This is a genomic window from Mycolicibacterium pyrenivorans, assembly GCF_025821625.1.
Classification (GTDB): Bacteria; Actinomycetota; Actinomycetes; order Mycobacteriales; family Mycobacteriaceae; genus Mycobacterium; species Mycobacterium pyrenivorans.
The window spans coordinates 1-580 of sequence record NZ_JACKSH010000263.1; the positions used below are offsets into that span (position 1 = coordinate 1).

The 580-nt window shown below is 64.0% G+C and carries 1 protein-coding gene; it reads left to right on the top strand.

The features are described from left to right. Positions 1–122 precede the first annotated feature (122 nt). Positions 123–580, top strand: a 458-nt coding sequence (locus H7I57_RS29355) for a hypothetical protein (RefSeq protein WP_264028049.1), incomplete at its 3' end; no start/stop codon positions are given.

Below are 580 nucleotides of genomic sequence, written 5' to 3' on the forward strand. Positions count from 1 at the left end.
GGTGCTCGAAATTCAACGGGGATGGTGCCGATGAGCGAACAGGGAACCACCGCGGATTCTGCCGCGGGCGACAGGTTGGAGGAACCACCGCGGATTCTGCCGCGGGCGACAGGTTGGAGTGGTTGCGAAAATCGGTATCGGAGGGGCAATCAGGGGCGGCCCGCTCGGCGTGGAGCTGGATCGTCGAGCTGTCCACGCTCGCCGACAACGACGCCGATTCGGCCGAGGCGCAGCTCAACGAACTGTTTCGGCTGGGTACCCCACCGGTCGACCTCGACGGCCCGACTGAGGGCATCTTGGTCATGACGACGACCAATCCCGCCCTCGACACGGTGACCCGAGCGGTCACGGCGTTGTGGATGCCGTGGCAGGGCAAACGTTTCGACGCCGACACTGGCACTGGCGACAACCGGCTGACCCGGAGCACCGGCCTCGTCGGCAAATTGTTGTGGCCGCTGTACTCCATGCGTGACGCTGAATCCGGCAAACTCGCCTTCGATTTCGCCACGTACGTCGAAGCCGGCAAGGACGATGCCGACCGCCAGGTGATGGTCATCGATTACGCCAACGTGGAATCCAA